This window comes from Bradyrhizobium sp. P5_C11_2, from assembly GCF_054049755.1.
Genome location: NZ_JBFULT010000306.1, coordinates 1 through 9,113 on the forward strand (window position 1 = coordinate 1; position 9,113 = coordinate 9,113).

Below are 9,113 nucleotides of genomic sequence, written 5' to 3' on the forward strand. Positions count from 1 at the left end.
ATCTGAAGGGTGTTTACGGACAGGAGATGCTGCTTGTGCGGCCCGACCATCACATTGCGTGGCGTGGAACGAGCAGCAAGACACCAAACGCCGACAAGATCCTCGCGACGGCTCTCGGCTGGGGGGTGGAACGGTGAAGCCGCTTCATGCCTTGGTGATCGGCGCCGGTATCGGCGGCACGGCGGCTGCGATCGCATTGCGTCGGGCCGGCCTCGACGTGTCCCTGTTCGAGCAAACGCTGGCGCAACGCGAGGTCGGCGCCGGCATTCAGATCAGCCCCAACGTCTCCCGGCTGCTGGGCCGTTATGGGCTCGGCGATGCGATGGCGCGGGCCGCCGTTCGCCCCTCTTCGGTCGTCTTTCGCCGCTGGCAGGACGGTCGTGTCCTGGGGCGCGAAGAACTGGGCGATGCGATCGAGAACCGTTACGGATCGCCCTACTACCATTTCCACAGAGCTGACCTCATCGCCCTTCTGGCGGATGCATTCGGTCGCAAGGAGATCAAGCTTGGACGACGTCTGGTCGATGTCGAGCAAGACGAAACAGGCGTGACCGCCCGCTTCGAGGATGGCGCGTCCGAGCGTGGCGATCTCCTCATCGGGGCCGACGGAATCCACTCCCAGGTTCGCGAACGCCTGTTCGGCGAGGAAAAGCCAAGGTTCTCGGGGCAGATCGCGTATCGGGGGCTCGCACCTGCCGAACGGATCGCGCATCTCGGCCTTCCGCTCGATGTCACGAACTGGGTGGGGCCGGGCGGACACTTCGTCCATTACTTTGTATCCTCAGGTCGATTCCTGAACTTCGTGGCCGTCAGCGAAGAGGCGACCTGGACGCGGGAGCAATGGTCCGACCGCGGTTCGATCTCCGATGCCGCAAGCAAGTATGAGGGGTGGCATCCGCAGATCGCGACGATCCTCAACGCAGTCGACGAGACGTTCAAATGGGCGTTGTTCGATCGCGATCCGCTTCCGGAATGGACGCAGGGGCGTGTAGCGCTGCTGGGCGACGCGTGCCATCCCATGCTGCCTTACATGGCGCAAGGGGCCGCGCAGGYCATCGAAGACGGTGCAGCGCTGGCGGCCTGCCTGAAACACACAGCCTTCGACATTCCGTCGGCATTTCGGGCCTACGTCACATTGCGCAAGCCGCGCGCAACCGGGGTGCAGGAAAGATCTCGCGCCAATGCCACGAGCTTCCACCTGCATGACGGACCACAACAGCTCGAGAGGGATCACCTCTTCGCCACGCGAGGTGTGCGTGGCAGTTCCGAGGCAATGAACCGACTTTACGCCTACGACGCAGAAGCCATCGCGGCGAATCTGGAGGAACAACCATGACCCGCGCTTTCCAAATCGCCTATGTCGATCTCGATACGCCTGCCTCGGAAGAGGAGGTCACCTATTACGACCGCGTGCTCGGCGCAACACCTGCCGAGCGTGGATCCGACGGCCGCGCCTATTTCAGCCTCGGTCTCGATCACCACAACATCACCATCAAGCCGGCGTCCCAGAAGCGCCTCACGGCGCTCGGCCTGAGGATCGAACAGGAAACGGCCGACGAGACGGTGAAGTCGCTCCGCGGTCTCGGTCTGTCTGCCGAACAGAAGAGCGACGCCCGGCCGGGCGTTCCCGTCCTAGTGGAGGTCGTCGTTGCGGGGCACACGCTTCACTTGTTACCGGAGATGGCCATGCCTGGCCCCGGCTTCCGCACCTCGGGCGTCGTTCCAACGCGTCTTGGGCATGTCGCGCTGATCACGCCGGAGGCCGACAAATTCGTGGAATTCTGCTCGGCCATCGGGTTCCGCACGACCGATTGGTTCGAGGGAATTGCGACGTTCCTGACCTGCAATCACGATCACCACGTCCTCAACGTCATCGGTGCGCCAGAAACCCGGCTTCACCATCTCGCCTTCGAACTGCGCAGCCGCGCCGCGCATCACGATGCGGCGGATTTTCTTGCGACGGAAGGCCATCCAATCCTCTGGGGCCCGTCACGGCACACCGCGGGCCACAACCTCGCTTCCTATCACTACGACCCAAGTCGTTTTCTGATCGAGCTCTATTCCGATATGGACGTGCTCGTTCCGGAGCTCAATATCTTTGAGCCGCGGCCCTGGCATGAGGCGTTTCCCCAACGTCCTCGCGTGTGGACTCTTGAGCAGCTGACGACGTGGGGTACTCGTTTCGACTTCGACTTGAAGTCAGCTTGACGACCTGGCTGACTGCAGGTCGAATATCAAAAACTGCGAGGAGAGAGATGTTCAGGGACGCGCGCGCAGCGAGGTTCGCTTGTTTTGATATCGCGCTGACGATTTTTATCGGATTGGCCTTTACAGCGCCTGGCACCGCCCAAGAGAAGCGGTACGATCCCGGCGCATCCGATGCGATCATCAAGATTGGCAATACTGCTCCCCACAGCGGGCCGCTCTCCTCGAATGGCATTATCGCCAGAACGGAAGGCGCCTACTTCAAGATGATCAACGAACAGGGTGGCGTTAACGGGCGCAAGATCGAGTTCATCTCTTACGATGATGCATACAGTCCTCCCAAGACGGTGGAGCAGACGCGCAAGTTGATCGAAAGTGACGAGGTTCTGCTTCTCTTCAATCAACTCGGCACGCCGACCACCATGTCGGTTATCAAATATGTAAACGCCAAAAAGGTGCCGCAGCTGTTCATCGCGGCCGGAGGGACCATCTTCGGCGATCACAAGGCATATCCCTGGTCGATGGGCTTCCAGCCAAGCTACCAGAGCGAAACAAGCATCTACGGCAGGTACCTGCGTGAAAACTATCCTGGTGGAAAGATTGCGGTTCTCTCGTCCAATGACGACTTCGGACGGGACAATATCAAGGGCTTGAAGGACGGGCTCGGCGATGCGGTCGGCAACATTGTCGCCGAAGTCACGTATGAGACGAGCGCGCCGACGATCGATTCCGAACTTGTGAAGCTGAAATTCTCGGGCGCAAGCATCCTCATCAATTTCGCCTCGGCGAAATTTGCGGCGCAGGCCATCAAGAAGGCAGCAGAGATCGGCTGGAAGCCAGTGCATATCCTGCATGGAAACTCGCAATCGATCAGCGCCGTCCTGAAGCCCGCCGGCCTCGAAAACGCAAGGGACATCATCACAGCGAGTTACAGCAAGGATCCTGCCGATGCGGCCTGGAAAGATGACCCCGGTTTGACGAGATTCTCCGATTTCATGTCCAAGTACATGCCGGGAGAAGACAAAAACAATTTCTATGTGGTCTATGGATACAATGCCGCCCAGGCGCTGGTCGAAGTCCTCAGGCGGAGCAAGGATGACCTTACACGCGCTAACATCATGGGGCAGGCCGAGGCGTTGAACCAGGTTCATCTCGACATGCTGCTTCCGGGCGTTACGTTGGGCACATCGCCAGCCGACCACTACCCGATCGAACAGATGCAATTGCAGAAGTTCGATGGCCAGAACTGGGTGAGGTTTGGCTCTGCCATTGAAGGGACGCCGACCGATAAATGATGCCTCCAATCCTCGATGTTGCGGACGATGGGAGACGACGGCCGGCGAAATGAAAGTCCGAGAAGTCATCGAGTTGCTGGTGGGCCCGGCAGGAGCATCCACCATTCTCGCAAAGTCTTGACTTCAAAGATGCGCCGGCGGGAAGGAGAGACGCTGTGTCCCACCTTCGTGGATCACTTTTACCCAAACGATTTGAAGAGTGCCAGAACCCATGGCTCTCGCATCAAAGTGAACTGTTCCCTTCCTTCTATATGTGCGTGCTGCGAAGCGGTCTACATCCGTCGGCACAGCTGCATCGCTCTCCCGTCAATCCAGTGCGATCAATCGGCCCTTGCCCAATAGCAAACTGTCTCGCAGGAGCCTCTGCACCTATGGTGCACGCTCCGGTCCTCAGTAGTTAAATGCATTAGGCTTGGCGTCGGGGCTTACCGATTGTAAGCGCCACATATTCAAAGGTCGGTGCTAGAGCCTGTTCGGCATCCCAATCCAAGCTGAGTATGCGCCATTCGTCTTTTGGGATAATGCGTGCTTCCTGACCGGGCATGTGCGGCGGCGCTGCAGGAATTCATCGCCGGCTGCCGTTTCAGCCGCGCTGCGTTTTGGTGGAAAACAGCTGCCTGGACGAGCAGCTGTCGATGCAAATGGTCAGCAATCATCAGTCGGCGCGCTGCCCGCCGCGTATCCTAGCGTCGGGCGAACACGATGGTTGATCAGCCGATTGTTGAGGTTCGCGATCTGCGCAAGACGTTCGCGGTCAAGTATGCCGGCGGCGTTTCGACGCTACATGCCTCGAACGGCGTCACTTTCGACATCATGCGCGGTGAAACGCTCGGGCTGGTCGGCGAATCCGGCTCGGGAAAGACCGCGCCTCCGGTCTTCGCCGGTGAAGTGCCGAGCCTACTCGACCCGCCGCCCGGATATTGTTTCCACCCGCGCTGCGCATTTGCGATGGAACGTTGGCGCGTCGAAGTGCCGGGGGAGCCAAGCGCCGGTCGCCGTGTCGCGTGCAATCTCTTCTCGACGTGAGGCGCACCGCGCCATTCCGAGCGGACTTCATAGCCACTATGCCCGAGCTTAAGTTTTCGGCACGCACAGGGCTCCAAAAACGACCCGAAGCGATTGGGACGGACCGCCTCTCCAGACACAGGACCGGAGTGCTGTTACCAGCCTCCACGACTACAACGCATAGGAGATCGGCACAGTATTTGCTTAGTTCATTCGGTCGATCCTGCAACTTGATCGCGGTTATGGAGCCGAGATGCCCACCAAACCATTTCACTTGGCTTGGTTCCTTCAGGGATCGAGCGTGCAGGCCTGGGGCGAGTCCTGGACCGGACATATCGGCCAGACCTGGATGGAGCCTGAGCTGTTCCTGAACGCGGCGCGCGCGCKCGAGCGCGCCTGCTTCGACTACATCCTGCTCGAAGATTCGTCCTACGTCGGCGAGAGCTTCGGTGGCTCGACCGACATCTATCTCAAGAACGGCATCGCGGTGCCGCGTCAGGATCCGTCAGTGGTGGCGGCGCTGATGACGCAGGTGACATCGCGCATCGGCATCGTGCCTACTTTTGGAACATACGCCTATCATCCCTATTTGCTCTCCCGCTTGGTGGCGACGCTCGACCAGGTGTCGGGCGGGCGCATCGGCTGGAATGCCGTCACCGGCAGTTCGGACTTCGCGGCCATGAACTTCGGCATGCCAGGCATGCCGGAGCACGACCTGCGCTATGACATGGCTGACGAATACATGGAGGTCTGCAATGGCCTGTGGGATTCGTGGGAGCCGGGCGCCATCATCGCCGACCGCAAGAGCGGCGTGCTGGTCGATCCCACCAAGGTCCACGCCGTCAATTACAGCGGCAAGTATTACAAGACGCGCGGCCCGCTCAACTCGGGGCCGGCGCCGCAGGGCCGGCCCGTGATCGCCCAGGCCGGCGGCTCGCCGCGCGGACGCAAATTCGCCGCCGCCCATGCCGACACCATCGTGGTCCATACCAAGGGCATCGAGGCGATGCGCGCCTACCGCGACGACGTGCACAAGCACATGATCGCATGCGGCCGCAAACCTTCCGATTGCAAGGTGCTCTATCTCATCAATCCGATTCTCGGCGAGAGCATAGCCGACGCCCAGGAGCGCAGGAAGAAGCGGGCCGCCATCGCGTTGGGGCGCATCGACGAGCGGCTCGCGCATTTCGGCAAGGTGACCAATATCGACTTCGGCAAGTTCGATCTCGACAAGCCGCTGCCCGACGACGTGACCACCAACGGCCATCAGCAGAATCTCGAGCAGTACCGCCTGATGGCGAAAGGGCGCTCGATCCGGGAGACGATGGCGAGCTTCAATGCGGTCGACATGTCGGTCGAGCTTTGCGGCACGCCCGACGCCGTCGCCGCACAGATGGGCGAGGTGATGCAGGAGGTCGGCGGCGACGGATTCCTGTTCTCGATGCCCAACGTCAACCGCCGCACACTCGCCGAGATCGAGGACGGGCTGGTGCCTGCGCTGCAGGATCGCGGCTTGATGCGCAAAGCCTACGAGCACAAGCATTTCCGCGACAATCTTCTGGCGTACTGATCACCCCAAGCAGGAAGGCAGAAAGCCGTCATGCGCGATCATTGTTCTCCGACCAAATTCAATCGCCGCACGGCAATCGGTCTGCTGGGCGCAGGCCTTGCGGCGCCGTTCATCCGCCCTGGTCACGCCGAGGCGGCGTGGCCGGAGCAGACCACGATCCCCGACATCCTGAAGGGCAGCGGCGAGGTTCGCATCGCCACCTTCGGCGGCACGATGCAGGAGACCCAGCAAAAGGCTTATTTCGAGCCGTTCGAGAGGTTGTCCGGCATCAAGGTGCATGCTTTTCCCGGCACCAACCCGACCAAGATCAAGGCCATGGTCGAGACCGGCAACGTCGAATGGGACATCGCCCAGCTCAGCCGCGGCTCGATCATGAACCTGCAGAAGCAAGGCGACTACTTCGAGAAGATCGACTATTCCCTGGTCGACGACGGTGTCGGCACCGCCTACCGCTTCGAATACGGCCTCGAGATGCTGGTGTGGGCGCAGGTGATGGGCTATCGGACCGACGCCTTCAAGGGCGACGCGCCTAAAGGCTGGGCAGACTTCTGGGACACCAAGAAATTTCCCGGCGACCGGGCCATGGGCGGCACCGGCGCCGGCGGCTGGCCCGAGATGGAATTCGCCCTGATGGCGGCCGGCGTGCCGGCCGACAAGCTCTATCCGCTCGATATCGATAAGGCTTTCGCAAGCTACGAGGGGATCAAGAAGGCGGTCGTCAAATGGTGGGACACCGGCGCCGTGCCGGTCCAGCTTCTGACCGACCGCGAGGTCGCCATGACAACCGTCTGGAACGGTCGCATGGCTGCGCTGCAGGCGGCGAACGTTCCCGCCGCAATATGCTGGAATCAGGGGCTGATGAAGCGCGACGCCTGGGGCATCCCCAAGGGCGCCAAGAACGCCACGAATGCGATGAAGTTCGTAGCCTATTCGACCATGGCGATCCCCCAGGCACGCATCGCCTTCGGAATCCCCTATGGTCAGGTCAACGCCAAGTCGAACGACTACATCCCGCCGGAACGGCTGGCCGTGCTGCCCAGCGCCCCCGCCATCAAATCGCAGCTCGTGAACTATGACTATGATTGGTGGATCGACAATCGCGACACGGTTGTTGGTCGCTTCAACAAATGGCTGCTGAGCTGACGACGATGACCGGGGCTGGCCGCGGCGCGTCGGTATCGCTCAGCAACCTGGAAAGGCGCTATGATCGCGTGGCCGCGGTGGCCGGCGTTTCGCTAGACATTCTCTCCGGCGAGTTCCTGACGCTGCTGGGACCGAGCGGATCCGGCAAGTCGACGACCTTGATGATGATCGCCGGCTTCGAGACGCCGACCGGCGGCGACATCGCCATCGACGGGAAGTCGGTCGTCGCCATGCCGCCCTATCGCCGCAACATCGGCATGGTGTTCCAGAACTACGCTCTGTTTCCTCATCTCACCGCTGCCGACAATATCGGATTTCCGCTGAAGCAGCGCGGCGTCGGCAAGGCCGAGCGGGAAGAGCTGGTCCGCGAGGCGCTGGCGCTGATGCAATTGCCCGACCATGGTGAGCGCTACCCGCGCCAATTGTCCGGTGGCCAGCAACAGCGGGTCGCTCTCGCGCGCGCCATCGTGTTCAAGCCGCGCCTTCTTCTGATGGACGAACCCTTGGGCGCGCTCGACAAGCAGCTCCGCGAGAACCTGCAGCTGGAGATGCGCCGCCTTCATGCCGATCTTGGCATCACCTTCATCTATGTCACCCACGACCAGGAGGAGGCTCTCACCATGTCGGACCGTATCGCCGTCATGAATGGAGGACTGGTGGCGCAGGTCGGACGGCCTGAGGATCTGTATGACCGGCCGGGCAGCCGTTTCGTCGCCTCCTTCCTCGGCGAGTCGAATTTCCTCCCGGCCATCGTGCGCGGCGTCGAGGACGATGTCGTGGTGGCCGAGTGCGAAGGGGCCATCGTCCGTGCTTTGTGTCCCGGCCGGCCCGCCACCGGCGAGAAGGTCATGCTGACGACGCGTCCGGAGCGTATCCGCTTCGCCGACGGCGCCTTTGCTTCGACCGCGCCGCAGAACCGTCTCAGCGTCACCGTGACCGAGGCGGTGTTTGCCGGCGAACGCTGCCGCTACATGTTGCAGGCACGCGACGGCACCGCGATGGTGCTGAAAGAACCGTCGAGTGCGGCGATCCGGCGCCGCGCGGTCGGCGAGCGGACGGAGATCGCTTGGTCGGTCGCGGATACGATCCTTGTCTGAGGGGGTCGAAATCCGTTTCGGAAGACTGGCCGCCACGCGGCAGAGCGGCGTGCGGCTGCCCTGGCGGCTGTCCTGGCGGCCGGTCATGCCGTTGCTGCTGGCGGCACCGCTTCTGCTGTTCATGCTCGTGTTCTATGCATTGCCGGTGCTGTCGATGTTGATGCGCAGCGTCAACGATCCCAACTGGACGCTGTCGCATTATGCCTCCCTGACGGGCGACACGGTGTTCCTGAAAGTCTTCTCGAACACGCTTTACACGTCGTTGACCGTCACTGCGGGGGCGCTGCTGCTGGGCTATCCTGTCGCTCTCTCGCTGGTGCGCGCGCCGCGCTACGCGCCGGTGATCCTGTTCCTGATCCTGCTGCCATTCTGGACCAGCGTGTTGGTCCGCAGCTACGCCTGGATGGTGCTGTTGGGCCGGCACGGCCTCATCAATGAGGCGCTGCTCGCGGCAGGCATGATCGACCAGCCGTTGCGCATCCTCAATACGCCGCTGGCGACCCAGATCGCGATGGTTCACATCCTGCTGCCCTACATGGTTCTCCCGATCGCCAATGCGCTCCGACAGATCGATCCGTCGCTGGCGCGCGCGGCGTCCGGGCTGGGCGCAACGCCGTGGGCGACCTTTCGGCAGATAACGCTGCCGCTCTCCATGCCGGGCGTCGCCGCCGGCGTGCTGCTGGTATTCGTGCTGGCGCTGGGCTTCTACATCACGCCGGCCATGGTCGGCGGCACGCGCGAGATCACGCTATCGATGCTGATCGCCCAACAGGTCGATCAGCTCAACTGGGCCTATGC

Annotated in this window: 9 protein-coding genes; all 9 read left to right on the top strand. The window is 61.8% G+C overall.

Annotation, left to right across the window (positions count from 1 at the left end; genetic code table 11):
• Window positions 1-26: 26 nt before the first annotated feature.
• Complete coding sequence (locus ACXJL8_RS25140) at window positions 27-137, top strand: aromatic-ring hydroxylase C-terminal domain-containing protein (RefSeq protein WP_456685779.1); 111 nt, start codon at window positions 27-29, stop codon at window positions 135-137.
• Window positions 134-1,336: an FAD-dependent monooxygenase gene (locus tag ACXJL8_RS25145; protein ID WP_456685774.1), complete on the top strand. Its 1,203-nt coding sequence runs from the start codon at window positions 134-136 to the stop codon at window positions 1,334-1,336. The genes ACXJL8_RS25140 and ACXJL8_RS25145 overlap by 4 nt, the downstream gene beginning before the upstream one ends.
• Complete coding sequence (locus tag ACXJL8_RS25150; protein WP_456624117.1) at window positions 1,333-2,208, top strand: VOC family protein; 876 nt, start codon at window positions 1,333-1,335, stop codon at window positions 2,206-2,208. Before ACXJL8_RS25145 ends, ACXJL8_RS25150 begins: the two co-directional genes overlap by 4 nt.
• 47 nt (window positions 2,209-2,255) lie before the next feature.
• Complete coding sequence (locus tag ACXJL8_RS25155; protein ID WP_456685775.1) at window positions 2,256-3,500, top strand: ABC transporter substrate-binding protein; 1,245 nt, start codon at window positions 2,256-2,258, stop codon at window positions 3,498-3,500.
• Window positions 3,501-4,202: 702 nt separating this feature from the next.
• The gene (locus tag ACXJL8_RS25160) at window positions 4,203-4,526 is read left to right on the top strand and encodes a hypothetical protein (protein ID WP_456621879.1); all 324 of its coding nucleotides are present in this window, start codon (window positions 4,203-4,205) and stop codon (window positions 4,524-4,526) included.
• A 232-nt stretch (window positions 4,527-4,758) separates the two neighbouring features.
• Window positions 4,759-6,075 (top strand): NtaA/DmoA family FMN-dependent monooxygenase, encoded by a 1,317-nt coding sequence (locus ACXJL8_RS25165; RefSeq protein ID WP_456685776.1) that lies wholly within the window; start codon window positions 4,759-4,761, stop codon window positions 6,073-6,075.
• Window positions 6,076-6,105: 30 nt separating this feature from the next.
• Window positions 6,106-7,218 (top strand): ABC transporter substrate-binding protein, encoded by a 1,113-nt coding sequence (locus tag ACXJL8_RS25170; protein ID WP_456621877.1) that lies wholly within the window; start codon window positions 6,106-6,108, stop codon window positions 7,216-7,218.
• Between the two features lie 5 nt (window positions 7,219-7,223).
• Entirely contained in the window at window positions 7,224-8,315 is a 1,092-nt protein-coding gene (locus ACXJL8_RS25175; RefSeq protein WP_456685777.1) for an ABC transporter ATP-binding protein, read from the top strand.
• The coding region (locus tag ACXJL8_RS25180; protein WP_456685778.1) for an ABC transporter permease at window positions 8,308-9,113 on the top strand (806 nt) is incomplete at its 3' end. The genes ACXJL8_RS25175 and ACXJL8_RS25180, both read left to right, overlap by 8 nt.